Raw genomic sequence first — 21,186 nt, 5'->3', positions numbered from 1 at the left:
TGACGCAGTTGTCCTAGGTCTATAGTTTTTTAAAAGCTGTGTATCTTTTTGTGGTGTCTGCCGAGTTTTTGGAGAGACCTCTTCCTAGGCCCACGGAGGAGGGGTACGTCGCGGCGCGTCTTCTTGAGGCTCTCGTCGAAGCCAAGCTAGCCCTTGACTTCCTACAACGCGGTCTCGTGAGGAATGCGGCGGGGAAGGCTTTCCAGGCGTGGAGGGCGTACATGGCGGCTCTCATGAGGCTAGAGCTGGAAAGACTCAAGGCCGCCGCCAAGAGCGAGGAGGAGAGGCGCTGGCTGGAGTCCACGGCCGTCCCCCGCCTCCCCACAACCAAAATGAAAAGACTCTCACAGATGCTCGAAGAGGTGGGGCACGCTGGCGTTTCGCCTTATACGGCTGTAGCCCTCGATCTCCACGACTACCAGTACCACGGGCCGGACCCGGACGGCGCCCTCTCGAAGTACACTTCTAGGGAGGAGGCGGCGAGAGACGTCGTCTTGCTAATATCGGAACTGGCGAAGGGGGTGGAGGGTTTGAGGACGAGGGTGGGGTGGACGTCTGAGCTTGGGGAGGCTTTGGCCGGCCTAAGGAGGGCGTTGGGCTTCGGCGGGTGAGGGGTGTAGTGGGTTTTTCGGGGGGTGGCGTTTTGTAGGCGGTAACGTTTATTTGGGTGTGGGTGTTTTGGGTCGTGTATAGGCTGTTGCTTCATGTGGATAGCGATGATGTGGGGCCGATGTCTATTGCGTTGTCTAATGCGGAGAACTTTCTCGCGGCTGTTGGGCGGGGGGAGGTGGCTCTGGTGGCTAACGGGCCTGGGGTGAGGCACTTCGTTAGGGGGTCCCAGTTTGGGGAGAGGATCGCGTCGCTGGCTAGGAGGGGGGTGAGGTTCTACGTCTGTAGCAACGCGCTTAGGAACTTGGGGATTGACCCCTCGTCTCTTGTGGCAGAGGCGGAGGTTGTGCCTGCGGGCATCGTGAAAATTGTGGAGTTGGTTCAGCAGGGCTATATATACGTCAAGCCTTAATCGCAGGGCTGGTCTGGGGGGCCGTAGCCTCCTCCGCCTGGCGTCTCTATCACGACTTCGTCGCCTTCGTCGAGGTACACCGTGTCTGACCTTATGGCGAATTCTCCGCCCCGCCTCTTGACTAGGGCTTTTGCCGGCTTTCCGGGGCAGCCGCCCTCTAGCCCCCACGGCCGGGTGTCGAAGCGGCTGGCTATTATCGAGAGGGTGGCGGGGGCCAGCGTCTTGAAGGCCCGGACTATTCCGTCTCCGCCTCTGTATCTGCCGGGGCCTCCGCTCCCCTCGCGTATCTTGTAGGCGGTGAACTTGATGGGGTATGTCCTCTCCGCTATTTCTATGGGGGTGTTTAGGGTGTTTGTCATGTTGACGTGGACGCCGGAGACGCCTGGGCTGTTGGGCCGCCCGCCTGTCCCGCCGCCTATTGTCTCGTAGTAGGACCAGTATCTGCCTCTCCAGACGCCTCCGATCATCACGTTCATCATTGTGCCGGAGCCCGCCGCGGGGATCCTCCCCGGCAGTGCCCTGGAGAGGGCCATGAAGACGGCGTCCGCCACCCTCTGGCTTGTCTCCAGGTTGCCGGCGCCCACCGCCGCGGGTTTCACGGGGTTGACTATGGTGCCCAGGGGGGCCTCCACCTCCACAACGCTGTAGAAGCCGTGGTTTGTCGGCACGTCGGCGGCCAGCGCCGCCCTAACCGCGAAAGCCGCCGCGGAGTAGGTCACCCCGAAGACGGCGTTTATGGGGGCCTCGGCCTGCCTCGCCGTCCCCGTGAAATCCGCCCTCACCCCGCCCTCTCCCACCTCGAGCGCAACTCTAATGGGCAGTAGCTCCCCCCTCCAGTCGAGATAGTCGACGGCCTCGTACCTCCCCCGGGGCCACCTGGAAATCTCGCCTAGGGCCAGCCTCCTGCCGTATTCCACGGCCTCTCTCCAGGCGTCTAGCACCCTCTCGCCGTAGCGCTCGAAGAGCTCTCTCACCTTAGCCGCGCCGACGCGCGAGGCTGCGAGCTGAGCCTCTAGGTCGCCCCGCGCGGCCTCCGGCGTTTTGAAGTTCTCCAGGATGAAAGACAGGGCCTCCCTATTTAGCTCCCCCCGCCTCAGTATTTTCACGGGCGGTATGACGACCCCCTCCTCGTATATGGTCTCCGCCCGTGGGTTAAGCGACGCGGGGAGGGGCCCTCCCACATCTACGTAGTGCGCCTTCGAGGCTATGTAGGCGACGAGCCTCCCCCGCCAGTGGACTGGGTACAACAGGAGGACATCGTTGAGGTGTGTCCCGGCGATGTACGGGTCGTTGGTTAAAACGGCGTCGCCCTCCCCCAGCTCCTCGACGGCCCCCAGCAGGTTTCTAACTCCGACGTGGAGGGACCCCAGGTGGACCGGTATGTGCTCGGCCTGCGCCACGACGCGGCCTTCTGCGTCTACCACAGCGACGCTGTGGTCCATGCGCTCTCTGATGTTGGGCGAGAATGCGGAGTTCCTCAGCGCGATCCCGGCCTCCTCGGCGATGTACTCAGTGGCTTTGTAGATGATCTCCCACCTCATAGCCTCAGCTCAAGTCCGTACCTCTTCACCTCCGCCTCCCACCTCGGCGGCACCACCGTGGTGGAGTAGTCTTCGACGATCAGCGCTGGGCCCCTCACCCGGTAGCCCAGCGGTAGCTCCGACCTGTTGTAAACTGCGGCTTTAGTCCAGCCGTCGAAGTAGACCTCCTTCTCCTGCGGCGCGGGGTCTCCCCCCTCCGGCGGCTGTGGGAGCTTCGGCTTCTGCCTCTTCACGACGGCGAACACGCGTATCGTCACAACCTCCACCGGCCTGTCTAGGACAAATCCGTAGGTCGCCTTGTGTTTCTCCTCGAAGGCCCGCCTGACGGCCTGTGGCGTGAGATCTTGGCCTAGTGGGATCGTGAGCTCCCAGCCCTGCCCCACATATCTAACGTCGGCATATCTCACGTAGTAGTCGGGGCGGTACCGGGCCAGCTCCTCCTCCAGCCGTCTAAACCCGCCCTCCAGGTCTCTGGGGTAGGCCATCCTGGCCTCGAACCGGAAGTCGGCCATGAGCATGCCCAGCGAGGTGAATACCCCCGGGAGGGGGGGCACCAACACGCGGCTTATGCCGACCTCCTCGGCGAGCTCCGCGGCGTGTTGCGGCCCCGCCCCGCCGAAGGCCATAAGCGCGAAGTCCCCCGGGTTTAGACCCCGCTCCACCGTGACCAGCCTTATGGCTCTCGCCATCTCCACATCCACAAGCTTTACCGCGTCTGCAGCTACGTCGACTGGGTCGCCCAGCTTGCCCAACGCCTCTAATGCGGCTTTGGCGTTGAGCTTCAGCGCGCCGCCGGCCAAGGCCTCCGGGATTCTGCCCAGGGCTAGGTTTGCGTCTGTGACCGTTGGCTGGGTGCCTCCCCTGCCGTAGGAGACGGGCCCTGGGTCCGCCCCCGCGCTTATGGGCCCCACCCTGAGGGCGCCTCCCGCGTCTCTCCATATGACCGTCCCCCCGCCCGCCGACACCTCGGCCAGATCTACGAAGGGGAACCTCACAGGGTAGCCCGAGCCTTTGACAAGCCTCCCTCTGTGGCTCTCCCCGCCTACCTCGTACTCTGTGGTGATGGACGGCTGGAAGTCCACCACCGTGCCGGCCTTCGCCGTCGTTCCTCCCATGTCGAAGGAGATTACTCTGGCCTCACCCGCCAGCTTGGCCAGCTCAGCCGCGGCGACGACGCCGGCCGCGGGGCCCGACTCTACCAGTTGCACAGGCCTCCTGGCGGCCTCCTCAACTGTCACAAGTCCGCCGGAGCTGGACATGACGTAGAGCGACCCGCCTCTGCCCTCTACGAACTCCCTCAGGCGGGACAGGTAGCGTCCTACCAGCGGCATCAAAGCCGCGTTGACGACGGCTGTGGAGAAGCGCTCGTACTCCCTAGGCTCCTGCGCCGCCTCGTGCGACGCGGTGACGTAGCTGAACCACCTCTGGAGCACCTCCTTGGCGGCTTTCTCGTTGCTGGGGTTTGCGTAGGAGTGGAGGAAGGCCACCGCGGCGCTTACGGCGCCCATGGATCGGGCGCGGGCGGCCAGCGCCTCCACCTCAGTGGGCTCGACGGCCTTCTCCACTGTGCCGTCTGCCAGCGTTCTCTCGTCTACCTCGAACCTGAGCTCCCTTGGCACAAGCTGGCGTGGCTTGGCGAAGTAGAGGTCGTACAGCCTAGGCCTGTTCTGCCGCCCTATCTCTATCACGTCGCGGAAGCCCCTCGTGGTGAAGAGCGCAACCTTGGGAAGCTCCAGCCCCATCTGGCCGAGGAGGGCGTTTGTGCCGATGGTGGAGGCGTGGAGAACCTCGCCGAAGTCCAGCCTGGACAGCCCCTCCGCCACGGCCCTCTCCGGCTCCCTCGGCGTGGACAACATCTTGAGGGTTTTCACCGCCCCCGTCTCGTCCACTGCGACGAAGTCCGTGAAGGTCCCCCCGACGTCCACCGCCACGATCCGCCGCGGCATTTCTGTAAAGAGTCGCGGGGATAAAACCTTTGCGAAATTGTTTTATATTCGTTTTCTCCCGCCGCTGTGGATTGGGGGAGGGTTGCCTTGTGGTTTTACGCTGGGTTTTTTGCCGGCGCTCTTTCTACGGCTAGTAGAGAGGGGGCCTACGCAAGCATCGTCCTCTTTCCTGTGTTGATTTTCGCGGGGGAGGACCCCTTCGCCGTGTTGCTTGGCTTCGCCATCGCGGCGGCTGTAGCCATAGCGCTGAACCTAGCCGCGTCTCGAAAAGCGGTGCAGGGGCCTATATTCCGGGTGGGGTCGCTCACGGCGCTAGCCGGCATAGCCGCCGGATTCCTAGCCTTCCTACTCCTCCCCCTTCCCATCCTCAAATACCTCGTAGCCGCCGCCATGTTCGCCACCGGCGGGAGGTTGCTGGCAGACGCCGCGTGGGGGCCGAGGGAGTTCCACCTCAAGCACCCGGCGGCCCGAGTTGCGTTAAACTTCCTAGTTGGCGTGCTAGATGTGTTTATTGGAACAGCGGCTAGTTTTGCCCTCGCTAGGGCGTTTGTTAGAGAGCTTGAGGCTCTCCTCCCGGCGGCTAGGGTTAGTGAGGTGGCGTTAAGCGTGGAGCTTAAGCACCGGGTGGTGATGGGGGGCTTCGTGGCGGGGCTGGGGATATTCCTAGGCCAACGCCTCGTCAGCTGCTCCGGAAACCAGCGCCTCCTAGACGCCGCCATGGGACTACTCATAACGGCAACGGGCTTCGTCTACCTATTTATATAGGGGGCGTCTCTGGGGCGTGGAGAGGGCTGTAAAAAGCGCGGCTTGGATCACGGCAGCCACGGCGGCTACTACGTTGTCTGGCCTTGTGTTTTGGAGCATCGCCGCGAGGCTGGGGGGGAGGGCTGGCCTGGGGGCGGCGGCGTATGAGGTGGCGGCGGCCAACGTGGCCTCTGCGCTTTTGAACATCGGTCTCCAGAGCTACACGCTTAGGTTTGTGCCGGAGAGGGGCGGCTCCGCTTTGGCCACAGCCTATGTGGCCGCTGCCCTCCTCTCGCTGGCGGGGGGCGGGGCCCTGGCGGCGCTGGGGTTCGACTGGGCGCCGTTGCTCCTCGCCTCCTCCCTCTTCTTTGGGGCGGCCGCCGGGGCTCTGGTGGCTTCCGGCTCCTCTGCGGGGTACTTCTACTCGGCTCTGGTGGGGGCTGTGCTGAAGTTGGCTCTTCCATTCGCCGCCCCCCCGCTTTTTGCCTTCACAGCCGCCTCTCTGGCCTCGGCGGTTGCGGCGGGGATCTACGCGGCTGCGCGGGTGGGCCTCTCTAGGCCGGGGGGCTGGGGGGACTTCCTCGCGGCTGGCCTCAGCAACTACGCTGTGAACTTCTCGGTTGGGTTCGCCGTTTCGCTGGGCGTCGTGGTGGCGGGGGCGCTTGGGAACACTGGGCAGGCCGGGGTTTTGTATCTCCTCGCCATGGCGGTTCTCGCCGCCTCCTCGGTGGCCGGCGCCTTGGCCCAGGCCAGCGTGCCTGTGATGGTGGAGGGCGGCACGTCGCTGGCGGAGAGGGGGCTCAGGGCGGCCCTCGGCGTAAACGTCCCGCTGGCTGTGGCGGCGGCCGGCGCCTCCCCCCTCCTGATGTCGCTACTTGGCAGAGAATATGCGGGGGAGGCGGCGTCGCTGGCGGCGGCGATGCCGGCTGTGGTGGAGCTGACGGCCGTGTCTATGGCGTCGGCTGTGTACAACGTGGAGAGGCGGTGGGGCGATCTGGCCGTGCTCGGCGCGGTTGGCTCGGCCTCGGTGGCGACAGCCTCCGCTCTGCTTCCTCCCGGCATAGCGCTGACGGCCGGCTTCCTCCCGCCCTTCCTCCTCTCGCTGAGGTCTCTGCCCAGGCGGCCCCTCGCGGGGGGTCTCGTCCTAACGGCGGCGCTGGCGCCCCTTGCCTACCTCCTAGGCCCCGTGGGGGGGCTTGCGGCGGCGGCCGGGGCGGTGGCCGTTTTGCACATATCTGGGCTTTTCCGCGTGGGGGACTACGCCCGTCTGGTGAAGATGGTGCTGTCTAAAGCGCCGTGATCGTCTTAGCCCTACTGGGCGGCTTGGCGGTCGGGGGGAGGTGGGGCGCGGCCTACGGCGTCCTCGCCGCCTACCTCCTATACGTCCTGTACGGCTTTAGCCCGCCTCTCGGCGCCGCCGCGGCTCTGGCGGCTGTGGCGGCGGCGCGCGGCCTTAAGCTCGACAGACTTGCCCTCTACGCCCTCGCGGCGGCTTTCGGCAAATTCCTCCTCCTGCCGTATCTGGCGGGCCGCCCCATCCCCTACTACGAGGCTCTCTGGTACGCGGCGCAGATTTCGCCGGTGTGGAGGACCTACGCCCCGCTTACCTACCTCCCTCACATGCCGCCGCTTGAGCTGGCGGTTGAGGGCACGCTTTTCGCAGTTGGCGTAGCGGCCCTGGCCTCTAGGGCTTTGGCGGAGGCGTGGGGGAGGGGGGCCGTCCTGTGGCCTCTGCTGGCGCCGGAGCCCCTGGTGTTTGGGCATTTCGCCATGGCCATGCCTCTGGCGTGGACGGCGGCGTATTTCGCCCAGCAGAGGCGCTGGGGGTTAGCCCTCCTCTCTGCGGCTCTTGCCGCCGGGTTTCACATCTACGGGGGGGCGGTGGCTCTGCTCTTCGTGGCGCTGTACGGCGCGCCCTGGTCGCTGCTCCTGGCGCCTCTGGCCCTCCTGGCTCCCCAGTCTTGGGTTCTCACGTCGCTCCTCTGGCGTATACCGGGGACGGACCTCCTCTCGGTCGTGGAGAAGCTGGCTTTTAGGGCGGAGTGGTTCTGGTACATAAAGCTGGCGCTGGAGCTGGCCGTTGTGTTGTCCGCCGCGGTCTCGGCGGGTAGAGCCGGCGTGGTGCCTCTGGCGGGCGTCTTGGGGGCTCTCCTCACGGCGCGGGCGCCGGAGGAATACGCCGGGTTTGTATATAGGCACTTCGCCGCTGTTCTCCCCTTCGCCAGGCTGAGGCCCCTCTGGGCCTTCGCGCTTCTCGCCGCAGTTCCGTACCTTATCCAGGTCTACTTCTTCGGCCTAGACTGGGGGTGGGCGTTGAGGTACGCCCGCTCCTTCGCCTGCGGTTGCCCCCTGGAGGGGCCTGTCGAGTCGGCCTACAGGCTTATATACTTAAAAGGGTGAGTTTTCGGCACGACGTGTGTATAACCGTTGTGCTTCCAGTTTTAAACGAGGCCGAGGCCCTCCCCCGGGTAGTTGAGGAGCTTAGGGCGGCGGGGTTCAGCAACATCTTGGTGGTAGACGGCGGCTCCACAGACGGTAGCGTCGAGGTGGCGAAGAGGCTTGGCGTTAGAGTGGTCCCCCAGATGGGCAGGGGGAAGGGGATGGCCGTGAGGACGGCCCTCATGTACGTCGACACCCCCTACGTGGCTTTTCTAGACGCCGATTATACATATCCGGCTGAGGACCTCAAAAAGCTGTTGCCCCTCCTCCGCCACTACGACGTCGTCCTCGGCGCTAGAAGGGGCGAGATGCCCCTTGTGTACAAGCTGGGCAACGGGGCCTTGGGCTGGCTCTTCAGGCTTCTCTTCGGCGTAGACATAAGGGACCCCCTCACTGGGATGTACGCCGCCAAGACGGAGGTGCTTAGAGACGCCGCTCTCGAGGCCAGGGGCTTCGACCTAGAGGTTGACCTCCTCGCGAAGGCTCTGGCGGCCGGGGCTAGGGTGGCCGAGGTGGAGATCGGGTACAGGAGGAGGGTCGGAAAGAAGAAGCTGAGGCCTTGGCACGGCCTATCCATCGCGTTGAAGTCCCTCTCGCTTGCATACCGCCTCAACCCCACCCTTTCCCTATCCCTCCTCGGCGCGCTTCTCCTCGTGCCTGGCGTCGCGCTGGGGTCGTGGGTGGCGTATAGGTTCTTCTACCAAGGCGTCCCCCACTACATGCTGGGCCTCCTCTCCCTGATCCTGTTGATGCTCGGCGCCCTATCTGTGGCGTTGCTCCCGCTGGCCACGGCGGTGTTGAGGCTTCAAGCCGCCGTGAGGAGGAGGGATCTACGCCTCCCCACCGACTGCCTCCCTCCCATGCCCGAGCCAGCGCCGCCGGCGGCGCCGGCCTCGGCTGAGGGGAGCGAGGCGGAGACGCCGCTTCTCCACGTGGGGAGGGGGCTTGTCTTGTCCTTCATGGCGCTTCTAGCCGTAGCGGCGTACTACCTGGGGGTCGGCGACGCCGCAACAGCTAACAAGCTGGCCGAGTGGGCCTACTACGCCTTGGCGGGCGCCGTCGTTGCGCTACTCGTCGACGCCGCGGTGGTCAGCCGCCGTGGACAGCGAGGAAGTCAGACATAGGGAAGTCATGGATAACCCGTTGCGGTGTGCCGGATACGTCCAGGGGGCGGCCGTCTATCTGGAGCACCCCGGACACCTCCCTCGGCGATCCGTCTGGGGCGAGGCAGAGCCTCCCGTCGAAGGCGATGGTTCTCCCGGCGAGTTGCGTCGGCTTGAGGAGGACCTTGTAGCACCCACCGCCGAGGTCCTCTATGTTGAGCTTCCCCGCGGCCTTGAGGCTGAGGTAGAGCGATATGGCGTTTATCTCCTGCGAGGTGCAGCGGCCCTCGGGGTCGCATATCACAGCCCGCCAGAGGTTCACCGCGAATTTGTAGCCGTGGACTACGCCGTAGGCGTGGCTTCCGTCAGCCGCCACGAGGCCCCAGGAGAAGTAGGCGGTGTAGACCCCGGCCCTCAGCCGCTCCAGGAGGTCTATGGGCGGCGCTAGGACCGCTATTAGGGCGGCCGCGGTGAAGGCGGCTGCTGTGGCTGCCGTGATGAGGTGGCCCCGCATTGGCTATGTAATGCTCCCCCTATATATCCCTTATCTGTGTTTCTACTTACAGCAGCTGTGGCTCAACGCGTCATGGCTCCCACGGGGAGACGACTACCCCATACACGTCTACTTCGCCCTTCTCCTCAGGGGTGACCCAGCCGCCGTTTTCACAACTCCCTGGGAGTACCCCGGCATCCCCCACCTCCTGGGTCTCCTCTGGGGGGACCCCCTGGCGCTGGGGAGGGCCTTCGCCGTATACGCCGCCGCGCTGGCGCTCCTGGGCGTGGCGCTCTACGGGCTCTACTTCAAGGCGGCGGGGGTCCCGGCGCCGTTCCTCGCATCGTTCTACCTCGTGACGGCCTCGGTGAGAACTCTGGCCGGCCTCGTCGACGGCCAGATCGCGGATAAGACGGTCCTCCTGGTGTTTGTCCCGCTGTCGCTCTACCTCTACGCCAGGGGGCGGCCGGCCGCCGCCGTCGCCGCGCTGGCGCCCTCTATCTTTACCAACTACCTCGGCGTTGCCTACGGCGGGCTTCTCTCGGTGATGTACGCAGTCTACGGCGGGAGGAGGGCCCGGCTGGCCCTCGCCGTCTACATCGCCCTCGTCGCCGTGCTCCTCTGGCACAAGGCCCTCTCAGTGCTGGAGCTGGCGGGGCAGGCGGCCTCTGCGCCGCCGATGCCCTGGGACCCCGGGTGGGGGTTGGTCTACGCCTTCTACGGCTCCTCGCCTGCGGTCCTAATACCGCTCGCCCTCCTGGGGCTTAGGAAGAGGGCTGTAGCTCCTCTGGCCGCGGCGTCTCTTCTGTTGCTCGTCATTGGGGCGGCGAGCTCCGCCTACGGGGAGAGGCTGTACAGAGTGGCGGCTCTTCTGTTGCCGGCCTCGGCGGCGGCTTCCGGCTGGACGGGGCTGGCCCTTGCGGCGTATTCAGCCTTCCCAGCCGCGGGAGGCTGGGCGTGGGCTCTCGGGGCTCTGCCTGGGCTTTACCAGCCGGTGGATAGGATCACGCCGGGCCAGCTCGACGCCTACCGCGCCGTGCTGGCGGCTCTCCCCAGCAACTCTACAGTGGAGGTGCAGTGGAGCCTTGACCCGTGGCTCCTCCCCCTGGCCTACGCCTACAGGCCCGACGTTAGGGTGAATTTGACGGCCTGTCGGTGGACGCGGGCCGACTTCTACGTGTATACGCCTCCCGACCCCCGCCAGTGGTATATGCCGTGTATACGCGAGGTGGGCCCGCCGCCGGGCGTGAGGGTCGCCAGCTGGGGCAGCACCGCGCTGTATAGGGGGTGAAGGTCGCCGTTTTTTCCGAATCCCTCTGGCCGCTGGGGGAGGGGGGCGCGGAGCTCGCCACGTACCTCTACGCGAGGTTGCTCGCTGAGCTGGGGGTCAGAGTTAGGGTCTACGTGAGGCGGGGGGGCGCGAGGTGGGAGGGGCTTGATGTGGCGGAGCTGGGGGGCGCGGGGACGAGGAAGTTCCACGCCCCGCCGCTTGGGGCTAGGAGGGCGCTGGAGTGGTGCGACGTGGCCTACTTCGCCTCGGCCTACTGGGAGCTGGTGCCTCTGGCGAAGAGGATGGGTAGGAGGGCGGTTGTCCACCTACACAGCTACGACCCAGCCTGTCCCGTGGGGACGCTTTACAACGCGAGGGGGGGCTCCGTCTGCCGCCCTGAGACGAGGAGTTGCTGGGGGTGTATACACCTCCAGGAGAGGTGGCTGGGGCGGCCCCTCTGGAGGGCGGTTGCCTCGCAGGTGTTAAACGGCTTGTTCAACCCGCTGTTTGCCGAGGCCGTGAGGCGGGCGGATGCGCTGGTGTTCGTATCTGAGGCGCAGCGTAGGCTCTTCGCCGAACACTTCGGCGACGTGCCCAGGAGCCACGTGGTGTACAACCCGGCGCCTCCTCTGCAGTATCTCCCGCCGGGGGGTAGGGCGGTGGGCTACTTCGGCGGGCTGAGCCCATGGAAGGGGGTCTACGTGCTGTTGCGCGCGTGGGCGCGCCTCGGCGGGGGGGCGAGGCTGTATATGACGCGGGCCTCCGCTCTGAGAAGCCGCCCCCCTGGCGTGGTGGCGCTTGGGGACCTAACGCCGTGGGAGCTGGAGGAGGTGCACAGGTCAGTCTCCGTGGTGGCTGTCCCCTCCCTCTGGTGGGAGCCCTTTGGCTACGCCGCTCTGGAGGGCTTGGTGAGGGGGCGGGTGGTCGTGGCTTCAGACGTCGGAGGTCTTCCCGAGGTGGTGGGGGGCGCGCCCGGGGCTAGGCTTGTCCCTCCGGGGGACGCCGACGCGCTGGCGGAGGCTCTGGAGTGGGCTCTGGCGGCGGACGCGGCGGAGCTTGGGGCTAGAAATAGGGAGTACGCCCTTAGGAGGTTCGACGGGGTTAGGCTTGCTGAAAGGCTTCTAAAGGTTTTGGAGGGCTAGCGTATATATAGGGGATTGACAGCATCTCGGCGAGGTCCTTGGCAGCGGCGGCTACGTCCTCGGGGGCTAGGTCTTTGACGTCGTATTTGCCGAGGGCGGAGACGGCCATCTGGAGCTCCACCTTGAGCGACTCTATGTACCTCAACACGCCCTCTTCTCCCTTTGTCAACGCCGCTATTAGGAAGGGTCTTGACATGTAGACCGCCGTTGCGCCTAGGGCAACCGCCTTGGCCACGTGTCCGCCGTTGTAGAGCCGGCCGGCGATGAGGAGGGAGGTCTTCACCCCCGCCTCTCTAGCCGCTTTTATGTACTTCAGCCCCACTACCGTGGGGTAGCCCAGGTCCTTTAGGGCGACGGTGGGGGCCATCCCCGTGCCGCCCTCCTTCCCGTCTACCACCACGGCGTCTGCCCCCTCTCTGCTCGCCACCTCTATCACCTCGGCGGCGTCTCTAAAGGGCCCTAGCTTGATCCAGATCTTTGCCTTTGGATAGGCAGTCTTCATAAACCTTATGGCGCCCGCCAGTATCTCCCTTGTGAAGGTGCCTGGGACGGAGTAGCGCGTGGCGTATTTCCCGCCGTCGTAATCTATTAGATACTTCTGCCTCAGCTTTTCCGCCTGCTCCCTGGGGATCTTGATGACGCCGCCGAGGCCGGGCTTGGCCCCCTGGCCCACCTTTATCTCGAAGCCGATCCTCCCCTCCTCCACGTACTGCTCCAAGTCCTTATCGCTGTAGACTCTGTTCCACAGCTCGTCGTAGGCGTCCTCCACGCTCTGTTGGATAAACACACCCCCGTGTTTCCCCATGTTGGTCAAATAGGCCAGGAGGCGCTCCTTGAAGGAGGGGTGGCCTCTGGTGATCCTCCTGGAGTACCCCCTCACTGTGGCGACGTTTTCCCCGATGCCGAGGGGGATGCCCGCCTTGGCCGCCGCCTTAGCAATAGCGATGGCTGTTTTGCTGGCGACGTCTGTGGAGCCCATGGACCCCACCGCCACGGGCATAGACGCGGGGAAGCCCCCCACCCAGGTCTCGGTGCTGACGTCGGCGAAGGTCGGCTCCCGGAGCAACTCGGCGGCTTTCTTAAGCCTAAGGGGGGTGAAGGCGGGGGGCATCAGCTGGATGTCGTCGAGGGTGTAGAAGCGGGGGCACCCCCTCCTGTGTACCCCAGCGCCGAGCACGGCGCTTCCATAGGAGGCGAGGAGGCCGAAGGGATACACCGCCTCTTTCCCCCGGAGCGCCCGGTGGGCTATCTCGTCCACTGGGTAGTCCTCGAAAAACTCCTTGAAGCCCCTTATTCCGAAGTAGAGCCCCCTAAGCCTAAGGATGAGCTTGGCAAGCGGAAGCATATGGGGCAACACAGCCACCGTTTTCTACACTACGTATACAAAGTACAGAGAAGCCGCCTGACCATAGGCACCACCTATCTATCTGCCCCCCGTGTGTAAGTACTTTGTCTCGGATAAACGGTTTTTCTCCTAGAATTTCGCCACCACTGTTTTGCCGTTTTCCAGCGGCCTCCAGCCTCCGCCGTCGCCTAGGGGCTCCGAGGCGACCACGCCGTCTTTCTCCACCGGCACGAAGTGGGGGTGCTCCTCCCCTCTGTAGGTGTAGAAGATGGCCAAGCCGGCCAGGTCTACGAAGACGAAGTTGAGCACTGGCTCCTGGGGGTCGAGATGGGGCTTGGCCAACTCGGCGGCTTTTTTAACCGCGGCTTCGTCTCCGCCCAGCGCCACCACGGCCTTGAGCAGCAGTTCGCTGTCTGTGGAGCCGTCTAGCTCCCCCACCTCCACGCCCGCCTCCCTCAGAGCCGCTCTGTACCTCTCCTTGTCTATAGTTCCGTTGTGGGCAATGGCGTATCTACCCCTCACGATGGGGTGGGTGTTCTCCAGAGCCGGCTCGCCCACGGAGGCCAACCTGCTGTGTAGTATATACAGCATATATCCGTCCGGCGGCTCTACATAGTCCTCCCATATGGGCTTCGTGGATTTATACAGGCCGTAGGACCCCGGGCGGGCCCAGAGCGCGCCCCAGCCCGACCCGTGGCTCCAGCCCATTGTCCGGTCCCTCCTGGACACCTGGACAAAATCGAGGAGGATCTCTCTGGGGGGTTTTCCAAGGGAAAAAAGAATTCTACACATTAGACGGTGGTTAGATACTGCTCGTACTCCCAGGGCGTGATGGTGTTCCAGGTCTTCTCCCACTGGTACTGCTGGGCGTAGCTCTGCCACTCGGCCTGCTTCACGCCGAGGTACGCCTTCACGAAGTCGCTTGGTAGCTCCCTCGCGATTTTGCCCTCCTCCATGTACTTCAGCGCGGCGCCGAGGTTAGGCGGCGTCTCCCTAACGCCCTGGAGGTCGTAGGCCACCTCCTGGACCGGGGGCGGCGGCTCTATCCTGTTCTCTAGGCCTTCCAGCCCAGCCAGCACCACGGCGGCGAAGGCCAGGTAGGGGTTCATGGAGGGATCTGGGTGTCTGTACTCAATCCTGTTTATCTTCCCGCCGTAGTATGGCACGCGTACCATGGCGGAGCGGTTGCCGAGGCCCCACACGACGCGGGTGGGCGCTTCGTGGTGAGGCACTAGGCGTTTGTAGGAGTTGACGGTGGGCGCCACGATCGCGGATATAGATATGGCGTTGTTCAATATGCCGCCCACCACCCACTTGAGCTCCTGGGTGGGCTCCTTCACGGAGGCCATCAGGTTCTTGCCGTCCTTCCACACAGATATGTGGGTGTGGGCGCCGCTTCCGTTCATGCCCCAGAAGGGCTTGGGCATAAACGTCACCGTGTAGCCGTGTTTAGCCGCCACGGCCCTGGCCATGGTCTTAAACATCAGTATGGAGTCCGCCGTCTTCAGCGGGTTGCCGTATGGGATATTTACCTCGAACTGGGACGGCGCCACCTCGTGGTGCGTCTTGGTCTCGCCGAGGCCCGCCGCGGCGAAGTTCTCCATGATCTCCTCCACCACCTTCCTCGTCGCGTCAGGCGGCACGTCGAAGTAGCCAGCCTTCTCGGGCAACTCCGGCGGGTTGCCCCTGACGACGAAGTACTCCACCTCCACGCCGATTTTGAACTGGTAGCCGCGTTTCTCCGCCCTCTCGAGGACCTGCTTAAGCACGTTACGTGGGTCCAGTGGAGATGGCGCGTTGCCGTCGAGGGTGTTGGTGAAGACGTAGGCGGCCTTCCCGCCGTTCCAGCTCTCCACATAGACGGCGGATGGGTCAACCACCGCCACGAAGTCGCTTCTGTTGACGGTGCTGTAGGCGGGGATGGAGGAGCCGTCGTAGGGAACGCCGTCGATAAACGCGTCTTTGGCCATGTCGATCGGCATTATGTCTACGCGCGGCCTCCCGTAGATGTCCACTATCACGAAGTAGACGTATTTCACCCCAGCGCCTTTTAGCACCCTCCAGACGTCAATCCCTTCCACCTGCATAGACGGCGGAGATGGAGGGAATATATGTTTTTCGGACACCCTATTTACATAGATTCACCGCATATATAGAAAAGGCCGCCGGAATTCCCGCGGACTGGCTGGATTATGTGCATCGAAGACCCGGGCTGTGCTGGAAAATATACGAAAAACACGGCGCCTATACTATCTTCATCTCCACCACCTTGTTGTCGATCACCAGGGCGCTTCTCTTGGTCTGTAGCTTGTACATCATGTGCGGCCTCGTGATTATGATGTAGGAGTGGACGAGGACGTCGTCGGGAGGAACCTCGTTGGTCACGAGCAGAACCCTCAGCCCGAACTTTGCGCTTTCGAACACAAGGTGCCTAACCACGTCCCCCCTCTTGATCACGTTCTGGGCCTCGTCTACGACGAGGAGCTTCCTCGGCTGGCGGGAGACGCCCTCCTTCTGAACCCTGTCGTACAGGAGGGCGAGGACGAAGAGGGACACCAGCACCTTCTCCTCGTAGAGCCTAAGCCTGGAGAGGTCGATCACCACCGTCCTCCTCAGCCTCAGGAGGAGGTCCAGAGGCACCCTCCCCCTCTCCAGAACCTCCACGATGTACTCCAGCCTCCTGGCGATGGCGGCCCGCATCTCCACCTCAGCCCTAGACGTGACTAGGAAGCTCTCAAGCGCCTCCAACACGTCCCCTATCCTCTTCACCTCGGCGTTTCTCACAGCCCTGTAGAGGAAGTAGATGGAGGGCTCGTTTAAGTTGAGCGAGAGGCCGATGATCTCGGCGAGGAGCTTCTTGTCGAAGCCCCTGAGGTCGTACCTCAGGTGCCTCGCGTCAACCCTCAGCCCCAGGTCGTACTCACCAACCCAGTCCAGGATAAGCGCCGGCAGGCCGGACCTCCTCACTATCTTCTTCGCCAGGCGGCTCTTGCCGCTCCGCGTGGGGCCGAGAACCACCACGTGTCTATCCAGGGGGAGGAAAACGGGGACCCCCCACCTCAGCCCCACGAGGACCCCCTCCCCCGTGAGGAGGAGGAGAGCTAGAAGCGCCAGAGCCGCCAAGATCCACACATAAACCGGGGCGATTTAAACAACTTACGCCTGGAGGAGCCGCCTCAGCTCCCCCGGCTCTATCCTCCTCCCGTCTACAAGGACGAGAGGTAGTTTCCCAGTCCGGTACCTAACCATGAAGTAGAGCCCCCGTAGCGATAGGGCGTGGACCAGGTGGACCTCCGCCGGGGCGCCCAGCCTCTTCAGGAGGCGGGGGAGCCAGCTGAGGTCGTCGCCGGGCATCTCCACGGTGGCGTCCACCCCAGCGGCCCCCGCGGCGTATACGCAACTACGGCACGGGCCGGCCCTACCCCCGAAGACCGCAACGACGACGACCTTCAGTGGCACCGGCTCCCCCCTATGTAGTTGAGGACGTCAAGGCCGTCGAGGCCCTCCAGCTCCACGGTGAGGGTTCGGTCTGTTACGTCGCAGTAGAACTCCACAGCCAGCCTCAGCCCTCCCCTCCCCTTGGACGTCCTGTAGACGCCCTGGTGGCCCCCCACCGTGATGGGCTCGCCCTTCCCCACCCTCCGCCCCGGCCTAGCCTTGATCTTGAGGACGTAGGCCCTCCCCCCGTCTCTCACGAAGTGCATAACCTCCCCATCTCTCACCCACTTAACTCCGTCTACCTCCCTGTGTTTAAACACGTCGGAGGCCATGGGCATAACCACGATACGCCAGGTCGGGGGGGCGCTCAGCACCAGGAAGTTGTAGAGCCCCAGCACCCTGTTCCCCACCGCAATGGCGTGCCAGCTGAACTCAGTGGACATGGTACTCCGAAAGCAGGTCAAAGATCTCGTGCTCCTTAACAGCCTCCTTCCTAAACTCGGAAAGGGCGGGGTAGGCGTAGGGCAGAAGACGCAGGGAGTAGTAGCTCGTGAGGAGGGGGACCCCCAGGAAGTCGCCGAAGAGGAGGATAGACATGAGGAGGTTAAGCTGCCTGTTCAACTTAGCAGTCTCGTGGTAGAGGTCGAGGAAGAGGAGCCCAAATAGGAAGTCCCTAAGCGCCTTCATCTAACGAGCTCGGCCACGAACTGCCTCAGCCTTTCAAGGCCTACTATGTCCTCGGGGAAAAGCCTAACCGAGGCGAGGATATGCGGCGAGAAGGACTGCCTAATCACCTCGAGGTTCCTCTGCTGCTCCTCGTACTTGCTCCTGAGGAAGCCCGTGGCGTCCCTAGCCGCCTCCTCCCCCGGAATCACCATGTTCACAACCACCCCGCCGAAGGGTATCTCGTACGCCTTCACCATCTCTATAAACCTCTGCACCACCGAGATGGAGAGCACCGTGGGTATCGTGACGAAGACAAACCGCGTCTGGGCCGGGTCGGTCAGCACCTTCCTTACCTCCATATAGCGGCTGTATAAGTCCTTCAGCTCGGCCAACACGGGGTCCCTCTCTATCTCCTCCCTAACCTTCTCCTTGCGGAAAGACAGCTGCTCCTTCAGGGAGAGGGTCTCCATCCTCATCTTTATAGTCCTCTGAAGCCAGGCGCCGTAGAGCTTGGAGAGGCCGATCAGCCGCACCGCGTTGGCCACAGCCGCCATGTCGAAGATAACCCGGTCGAACTTCGACCCCTCCTTGAGAACCACGTCCATCATCTTGTCGAAGGAGGCCGCCTCGTGGAAGGCCGGGTTGGTGGTGGCTATGTCTATAAGCGGTTTGATGTCCACAGAAAGCTCCGCCATCTTAAGCATCTCCCTAAGCAGGTTCGAGATCCTCGCCTTGTACTTCTCCACGATGTCGTCGTACTGCACCTCCACAGCCCACAGGTTCCTCACCCCCCGAACCTCCTTAACTACGCCCCCCGAGAGGTCCTGGCCGAAGACCGAGGATAGGGAGTGCACGGGGTTGAAGGAGGCGAGGAGGGTCCTCTCCCCCGCAGACTCTGCCAGGTAGAGCGCCGTCGCCGCCGCCACCACGGTCTTGCCCACGCCCCCCTTCCCCCCAAAGAAGATGTACTTAACCCTCTGGTCTAGGAGCTGCCTCATATGTACTCCTCCAGCCTCCTGCTCGGCCTCCAGAGCTCCTCCGCCACGGCCTTAAGCGTGTCGAGGCCCTTCGGCTCCCTGTTCAACATGGGCACCACCGCGATGATGTACTTCCCGAACTTGTCGGCGATCTCGGCCATGTACTTCCGCTGCTCCTCCACCTTACGCCTAATGTAGGCCGGGGCGTCGGGGTTCTTAGCCAGCTCAGGCGGATACACCTGGTTAACCACTATCCCCGTCAGCCTCAGACCCAGCGACTCGAACATCTCCAGCGCCTTCTCAGTGTCGAGGATGGTCATCCTCTCCGGCGTCATGACCGTCATAAAAGCCGTCGTCTCGGAGTTCATAACTATGTCGCGGAACTTGAGGATACGCCCCCTGATGTACTCCAGCTCCCTCAAGATCTCGTCCTCGTAGGTCAACTTCTGCTTCTTAAGCGAAGCCGCCACACGGCCGTACTCGTAGGCCTGCCTCCTAAGCTCGGTGATCTTCTCCACCCACTTGCTGATGACGTCAGCGATGGCGATCATCCTAATCCCGTGGCCAAAGGGAGGCATATCGAAGACGTAGTAGTCGTACCTCCCCTCAGACACCACGTCCACCATGGCGTCGTAAACAGCGCTTTCGTACATCGCCGGCTCAGCCGCCGCGCTGTCGATATACTCCTCGATGTCTGGAGGAAGCTTATCAAGGCGGTACATATCGACGATCTTCTTCTTGATGGAGGCCACGTACTCGTTAATCTTCTTGTCGGCGTCGATCTCCATCACGTAGAGGTTCTCCGCCAGCTTAACCTCCCCCCTCCCAAACACGTTCTGCTCAAACACGTCGCTCAGCGACGCCTGAGGATCCGTGCTAAACACAAGCGTCTTCTTCCCAAGGCTAGACAGCTTAACCGACGTCGCCGCGCTAAGCGTAGTCTTCCCAAGCCCCCCCTTCCCCGCGTAGATAAAGACCTTGAGGCGGGGGTTCCTCTCAAGGAGACCGCCGAGGCCGATCATGACACCAGATCCGTGAAGTCCCTCTCCCTAAGCATATACCTCTTCCAGTTCTGTATATTGGGGAAGACATACGGCACAAGCCTAAGGGAGTAGTAAGGCGGGAGGATCGGAATACCCAACATGTCCCCCAGCGTAATAATCATAAACAAGTTGTCGATCTGCGCCTTGATCTTCAAAATGCTGGTGGATTGGCCATGGACGGTGAGCCCCTCCACCACCTCCCTAATCCTGTCTAGAAAACCCATGGCAGAAAAACGATACCGATATTTATTTTTGACCCCTCCGATACTTGGCCCAGCCGGCTAGTAGATAATAGCTCATCAGCACTCCAAGTACAAGCAATAAGGCACCGAAGGCCGCTGACAGAATATTTGCGACTTGAACTAGCGTATTGCCGTAAAGTACAGCTACGGACTTCTGCACTGGCATTGGCGTGTTTAAAACTCCGTAGAGACCGTAGACATAGGTCTCCCACGCTAATGCAGCAAGCGTAGTTACCGTCATGAAAATTCCCGGGATGAAGACGTACGCATTTGGCTTCTTTATACTTGCCAGGAAAATAGCGACTAGAAGTAGCGCAAGAGCAGCCAACAGTTGGTTTGTGCCTCCAAAGAACACCCACAGATTAGTCCAGCTACCTACAAACGCCAAAAACCCAGATAGTATGATTATTAGTAATGTAGAAATATGTTTGTTGCCAAGCGGTGTATCTTCAAACAGCTCAGCCATAACAAGTCTGAATACCCTCACAAATAGCATAGATGTAATAAGCCCCATAACGGCGACGAAAATCCCATACAGGATACTCATATAAACTGCTGGAATCCTGTACAGAGAGGTTGTGAGCAAAGTCGCGCCTTGCACATAGTCTGCCGCTGTCCCAGTTACACGCTCCAACACCATAACAGATGCTATGGAAGAAAGCGCTACCGCTCCCTCAGTCATCATGGCGCCTCCCCCCACCGGTAAGGCATCTGTCTCATACTCCAGTTGCTTAGAGGTTAAGCCGGAGGAGACGAGACTATGCCAGCCCGATATAGCGCCGCAGGCTATTGTCACAAAGAGAATAGGCCAAAGCGGACCGCCGCGGGGATCCTTCAGAGGATCGACGTAGAACTCCTTCATCGCAGGTTGTTGAATAGCTAATCCACTTATAGGAGTAAATACCGCCGCTATTAGAACTAATACAAGTGCGATTATTGAAGGCAAATACCCAACATAGACTGTCGGAAGTAAAAACCGTGGCATTGGGGTAATAGATGATATATAATAGAGGATTGATACAACTATTAGCCAAAAGAGAACTGTAAAAGTGCCTGGATAGGTTAACCTCTTGTCGAAATTATGTGAAACAAAAAACTCAGAGCTATCAAGGAAGTTAGTCCCAGGCTGTCTAGCATAAGGCAAAAGCACCACCGTGAAATATCCAACTAGGACAATAGCTAAAGCAACCAACGTAGCCAATAAAACATCGAGTCTCATCCTAAAAATCAACAATCCGAAAACCACACCACCTGCTAGTACAAACAATACCGCTGTAAAAGTGCCCGGCACACGGTTGAACACGTCTACGATCGTCCACTCAAATACGGCAGTAATGATAATGAGGTAGAATATTATATAGATGAGTAGGATCTTTCTCGCCTTATCTCCCAGTAGCTTGTAGGTGATGGGGCCCATTGACCTCCCCTCGCTTCTAATCGACATCATCATTGCTGAGTAGTCCTGAACCCAGCCGATGAACATATTACCAAATATAACCCACAAGAGCGCCGGCGCCCAGCCAAAAAACAGAGTAGCTACGACAGGTCCAACTATGGGGCCGAGCGCGGCTACGGACTTGAACTGGTAGCCGAAGAGGACGTATTTAGAGACGGGGAAGAACTCAACGCCGTCGAAGTAGAGCCTCGCCGGGGTGGGTCTGTTGGGGTCGGTCTCCCAAATCTTCTTATCTACCCACCTGGCGTAGAAGCGGTATGTCAAAAAATAGAGCACGAGGCCCAGGAGTATGTATGGTGCGGGGGTGTTAAACATATCCC

General features: G+C 62.0%; 22 protein-coding genes. 8 read left to right on the top strand and 14 right to left on the bottom strand.

The features are described 5' to 3' along the window. The first annotated feature begins 50 nt into the window (after window positions 1-50). The gene (locus TNEU_RS02335; RefSeq protein ID WP_148682473.1) at window positions 51-611 is read left to right on the top strand and encodes a PaREP1 family protein; all 561 of its coding nucleotides are present in this window, start codon (window positions 51-53) and stop codon (window positions 609-611) included. Between the two features lie 74 nt (window positions 612-685). After that, complete coding sequence (locus TNEU_RS02330) at window positions 686-1,021, top strand: DsrE family protein (protein WP_012349835.1); 336 nt, start codon at window positions 686-688, stop codon at window positions 1,019-1,021. Here TNEU_RS02330 and TNEU_RS02325 read toward each other — a convergent pair. After that, on the bottom strand, window positions 1,018-2,562 hold the full coding sequence (locus TNEU_RS02325; RefSeq protein WP_012349834.1) for a hydantoinase B/oxoprolinase family protein: 1,545 nt from the start codon (window positions 2,560-2,562) through the stop codon (window positions 1,018-1,020). The two genes, TNEU_RS02330 and TNEU_RS02325, sit on opposite strands and share 4 nt — an antisense overlap. Next, complete coding sequence (locus TNEU_RS02320) at window positions 2,559-4,508, bottom strand: hydantoinase/oxoprolinase family protein (protein ID WP_012349833.1); 1,950 nt, start codon at window positions 4,506-4,508, stop codon at window positions 2,559-2,561. Before TNEU_RS02320 ends, TNEU_RS02325 begins: the two co-directional genes overlap by 4 nt. A 66-nt stretch (window positions 4,509-4,574) precedes the next feature. Between TNEU_RS02320 and TNEU_RS02315 the strand changes: the two genes are divergently transcribed. Genes TNEU_RS02315 through TNEU_RS02300 form a run of 4 tightly spaced genes read left to right on the top strand, consistent with a single transcriptional unit; the run spans window position 4,575 to window position 8,815 of the window. Then, window positions 4,575-5,273, top strand: a complete 699-nt coding sequence (locus tag TNEU_RS02315; protein WP_012349832.1) for a hypothetical protein — start codon at window positions 4,575-4,577, stop codon at window positions 5,271-5,273. Window positions 5,274-5,289: 16 nt separating this feature from the next. Further along, complete coding sequence (locus TNEU_RS02310; RefSeq protein ID WP_012349831.1) at window positions 5,290-6,552, top strand: hypothetical protein; 1,263 nt, start codon at window positions 5,290-5,292, stop codon at window positions 6,550-6,552. Next, window positions 6,549-7,652: a hypothetical protein gene (locus TNEU_RS02305; protein ID WP_012349830.1), complete on the top strand. Its 1,104-nt coding sequence runs from the start codon at window positions 6,549-6,551 to the stop codon at window positions 7,650-7,652. Before TNEU_RS02310 ends, TNEU_RS02305 begins: the two co-directional genes overlap by 4 nt. Window positions 7,653-7,666: 14 nt before the next feature. Next, window positions 7,667-8,815, top strand: a complete 1,149-nt coding sequence (locus TNEU_RS02300) for a glycosyltransferase family 2 protein (protein ID WP_148682279.1) — start codon at window positions 7,667-7,669, stop codon at window positions 8,813-8,815. Here the strand turns inward: TNEU_RS02300 and TNEU_RS02295 are convergent. Then, a complete protein-coding gene (locus TNEU_RS02295; protein ID WP_012349828.1) occupies window positions 8,781-9,308 on the bottom strand; it encodes a hypothetical protein in 528 nt (175 codons plus the stop codon). The two genes, TNEU_RS02300 and TNEU_RS02295, sit on opposite strands and share 35 nt — an antisense overlap. Between TNEU_RS02295 and TNEU_RS02290 the strand changes: the two genes are divergently transcribed. Both TNEU_RS02290 and TNEU_RS02285 read left to right on the top strand, forming a co-directional pair. After that, window positions 9,280-10,578 carry a hypothetical protein gene (locus TNEU_RS02290; RefSeq protein WP_245521974.1) on the top strand — a complete coding sequence of 433 codons (1,299 nt, stop codon included), beginning with the start codon at window positions 9,280-9,282 and terminating at the stop codon, window positions 10,576-10,578. The two genes, TNEU_RS02295 and TNEU_RS02290, sit on opposite strands and share 29 nt — an antisense overlap. Continuing rightward, a complete protein-coding gene (locus tag TNEU_RS02285; RefSeq protein ID WP_012349826.1) occupies window positions 10,575-11,699 on the top strand; it encodes a glycosyltransferase in 1,125 nt (374 codons plus the stop codon). The genes TNEU_RS02290 and TNEU_RS02285 overlap by 4 nt, the downstream gene beginning before the upstream one ends. On the opposite strand, the gene TNEU_RS02280 is transcribed toward TNEU_RS02285, so the two are convergent. From TNEU_RS02280 to TNEU_RS02230, 11 genes are all read right to left on the bottom strand, one after another. Then, the gene (locus tag TNEU_RS02280) at window positions 11,659-13,044 is read right to left on the bottom strand and encodes a glutamate synthase-related protein (protein WP_012349825.1); all 1,386 of its coding nucleotides are present in this window, start codon (window positions 13,042-13,044) and stop codon (window positions 11,659-11,661) included. The genes TNEU_RS02285 and TNEU_RS02280 overlap by 41 nt on opposite strands. Window positions 13,045-13,173: 129 nt before the next feature. After that, complete coding sequence (locus TNEU_RS02275) at window positions 13,174-13,836, bottom strand: class II glutamine amidotransferase (RefSeq protein ID WP_012349824.1); 663 nt, start codon at window positions 13,834-13,836, stop codon at window positions 13,174-13,176. After that, window positions 13,836-15,131 (bottom strand): glutamine synthetase family protein, encoded by a 1,296-nt coding sequence (locus TNEU_RS02270; protein WP_012349823.1) that lies wholly within the window; start codon window positions 15,129-15,131, stop codon window positions 13,836-13,838. Before TNEU_RS02270 ends, TNEU_RS02275 begins: the two co-directional genes overlap by 1 nt. Window positions 15,132-15,288: 157 nt before the next feature. After that, the gene (locus TNEU_RS02265; RefSeq protein ID WP_012349822.1) at window positions 15,289-16,176 is read right to left on the bottom strand and encodes a helicase HerA domain-containing protein; all 888 of its coding nucleotides are present in this window, start codon (window positions 16,174-16,176) and stop codon (window positions 15,289-15,291) included. A gap of 24 nt (window positions 16,177-16,200) precedes the next feature. Beyond that, entirely contained in the window at window positions 16,201-16,503 is a 303-nt protein-coding gene (locus TNEU_RS02260) for a hypothetical protein (RefSeq protein ID WP_012349821.1), read from the bottom strand. After that, window positions 16,494-16,925, bottom strand: a complete 432-nt coding sequence (locus TNEU_RS02255; protein ID WP_012349820.1) for a hypothetical protein — start codon at window positions 16,923-16,925, stop codon at window positions 16,494-16,496. Before TNEU_RS02255 ends, TNEU_RS02260 begins: the two co-directional genes overlap by 10 nt. After that, complete coding sequence (locus TNEU_RS02250) at window positions 16,915-17,169, bottom strand: DUF7990 family protein (protein ID WP_012349819.1); 255 nt, start codon at window positions 17,167-17,169, stop codon at window positions 16,915-16,917. Before TNEU_RS02250 ends, TNEU_RS02255 begins: the two co-directional genes overlap by 11 nt. After that, window positions 17,166-18,146: an ArsA family ATPase gene (locus TNEU_RS02245; protein WP_012349818.1), complete on the bottom strand. Its 981-nt coding sequence runs from the start codon at window positions 18,144-18,146 to the stop codon at window positions 17,166-17,168. The genes TNEU_RS02250 and TNEU_RS02245 overlap by 4 nt, the downstream gene beginning before the upstream one ends. Next, window positions 18,143-19,147 (bottom strand): ArsA family ATPase, encoded by a 1,005-nt coding sequence (locus tag TNEU_RS02240; protein ID WP_012349817.1) that lies wholly within the window; start codon window positions 19,145-19,147, stop codon window positions 18,143-18,145. The genes TNEU_RS02245 and TNEU_RS02240 overlap by 4 nt, the downstream gene beginning before the upstream one ends. After that, complete coding sequence (locus tag TNEU_RS02235; RefSeq protein WP_012349816.1) at window positions 19,144-19,392, bottom strand: DUF7990 family protein; 249 nt, start codon at window positions 19,390-19,392, stop codon at window positions 19,144-19,146. Before TNEU_RS02235 ends, TNEU_RS02240 begins: the two co-directional genes overlap by 4 nt. A 22-nt stretch (window positions 19,393-19,414) precedes the next feature. Next, window positions 19,415-21,181, bottom strand: coding sequence for a carbon starvation CstA family protein (locus TNEU_RS02230; RefSeq protein ID WP_012349815.1), 1,767 nt, complete (start codon window positions 21,179-21,181; stop codon window positions 19,415-19,417). Between the last annotated feature and the right edge of the window lie 5 nt (window positions 21,182-21,186).

It is taken from the genome of Pyrobaculum neutrophilum V24Sta, from assembly GCF_000019805.1.
GTDB classification, from domain to species: domain Archaea; phylum Thermoproteota; class Thermoprotei; order Thermoproteales; family Thermoproteaceae; genus Pyrobaculum; species Pyrobaculum neutrophilum.
The sequence above is the reverse complement of the archived record's forward strand: the minus strand, read 5'-3'. Positions and strand labels throughout refer to the sequence as shown.

Bases quoted from the DNA above. Each gene is read 5' to 3' on its own strand.
- TNEU_RS02295 (WP_012349828.1), bottom strand. From the start codon at position 9,308: ATGCGGGGCCACCTCATCACGGCAGCCACAGCAGCCGCCTTCACCGCG.
- TNEU_RS02235 (WP_012349816.1), bottom strand. From the start codon at position 19,392: ATGGGTTTTCTAGACAGGATTAGGGAGGTGGTGGAGGGGCTCACCGTC.
- TNEU_RS02255 (WP_012349820.1), bottom strand. From the start codon at position 16,925: ATGTCCACTGAGTTCAGCTGGCACGCCATTGCGGTGGGGAACAGGGTG.
- TNEU_RS02280 (WP_012349825.1), bottom strand. From the start codon at position 13,044: ATGCTTCCGCTTGCCAAGCTCATCCTTAGGCTTAGGGGGCTCTACTTC.
- TNEU_RS02230 (WP_012349815.1), bottom strand. From the start codon at position 21,181: ATGTTTAACACCCCCGCACCATACATACTCCTGGGCCTCGTGCTCTAT.
- TNEU_RS02240 (WP_012349817.1), bottom strand. From the start codon at position 19,147: ATGATCGGCCTCGGCGGTCTCCTTGAGAGGAACCCCCGCCTCAAGGTC.
- TNEU_RS02320 (WP_012349833.1), bottom strand. From the start codon at position 4,508: ATGCCGCGGCGGATCGTGGCGGTGGACGTCGGGGGGACCTTCACGGAC.
- TNEU_RS02325 (WP_012349834.1), bottom strand. From the start codon at position 2,562: ATGAGGTGGGAGATCATCTACAAAGCCACTGAGTACATCGCCGAGGAG.
- TNEU_RS02275 (WP_012349824.1), bottom strand. From the start codon at position 13,836: ATGTGTAGAATTCTTTTTTCCCTTGGAAAACCCCCCAGAGAGATCCTC.
- TNEU_RS02245 (WP_012349818.1), bottom strand. From the start codon at position 18,146: ATGAGGCAGCTCCTAGACCAGAGGGTTAAGTACATCTTCTTTGGGGGG.
- TNEU_RS02250 (WP_012349819.1), bottom strand. From the start codon at position 17,169: ATGAAGGCGCTTAGGGACTTCCTATTTGGGCTCCTCTTCCTCGACCTC.
- TNEU_RS02270 (WP_012349823.1), bottom strand. From the start codon at position 15,131: ATGCAGGTGGAAGGGATTGACGTCTGGAGGGTGCTAAAAGGCGCTGGG.